2 pseudogenes are annotated in these 1,122 nt (G+C 66.5%); both read left to right on the top strand.

Annotated elements, in window-relative coordinates:
* Positions 1-134, top strand: a pseudogene (locus tag AB0C84_RS46305) (IS5/IS1182 family transposase); the annotation flags it as partial.
* Between the two features lie 393 nt (positions 135-527).
* Positions 528-999, top strand: a pseudogene (locus AB0C84_RS46300) (integrase core domain-containing protein); the annotation flags it as partial.
* Between the last annotated feature and the right edge of the window lie 123 nt (positions 1,000-1,122).

Below are 1,122 nucleotides of genomic sequence, written 5' to 3'. Positions count from 1 at the left end.
TCGTCGAGCGCACCATCGCCCTGCTGCACTGGTTCCGCCGCCTACGCATCCGCTGGGAAATCCGCGACGACATCCACGAAGCGTTCATGACCCTCTCCGCAGCCATCATCTGCCGGCGACGCCTCGCCCACTGATTCTGCCTCTAAGAAGGGGGTTCGTAAGAACCCCTTTTCAGTCCCCCCAGTCACACGGGTTCCGCGAGCGCGGGGGCCGGTGTCCATGACGCGCCTTCGGCGCGGGGGGAGGAGGAACCTCCCAAGGAGACGAGCCGAGGGCGGGATGCCTCAGCGGTGCGGAAGGTAGACCAGACACCGACCACCGTCCCGAACACACCGAAACACGCAGGTCCAAGCCGATCGTGACCATCGCCACAATCACGGGCAAGAGCCGGGAACCGGGCCGCGCGCTGCTAGGGCCTGTTTTGCGGATCTGGATCTTTGGTTTGTGGCTTGATGGTGGCCATGGTGCGGCGACATGAGTTGACCGATGCGGCCTGGGCCCGGATGGAGCCGTTGCTGCCGGTCGCTTTGGCCGACCGCTCCAGCCGCCCGCACCACAGCCCGGCCCGCCTGTCCAAGCGGATCGAGCGGCGGATCGCCAACCTCCGCTTCACCGCCCGGCTGGGACCGGCCCGCATCTCGGCCCGGCTGGGCCTGCACGCCTCCACCGTGCACCGACACCGGAATCACCGTCCGCCGGGTCCTGACCGACAACGGCGCCTGCTACCGCTCACACCCCTGGCGCGACCAACTCACCGCCGACGGCATCGCACACAAGCGCACCCGCCCCTACCGACCCCAGACCAACGGCAAAGTCGAGCGCTACCACCGCACCCTCCTGGACGAATGGGCCTACGCCCGCCCCTACACCAGCGAAACCGAACGACGCGCCGCACTCACCCCCTGGCTGCACCTCTACAACCACCACCGCGGACACACCGCACTGGCAGGACAACCACCCGCCAGCCGCGTCACCAACCTTTCAGGGCAGTACACCTAGATCGTTGATGGGGGTTTGCTGAACCGCTGCGGGCATGACGAAGGGCGCCCATGATCAGTGTGTGAAGACAAACCTGGACGCCCTTCTGACCGCACTCTATGTCCATCTGGACGACCATGTCCT

Origin of the sequence: Actinomadura sp. NPDC048955 (genome assembly GCF_040649435.1) — a bacterium.
In the GTDB taxonomy this organism is placed as follows: Bacteria; Actinomycetota; Actinomycetes; order Streptosporangiales; family Streptosporangiaceae; genus Spirillospora; species Spirillospora luteofluorescens.
Note: the sequence above shows the minus strand (reverse complement) of the source record. Positions and strands in the feature narration are given on the sequence as shown.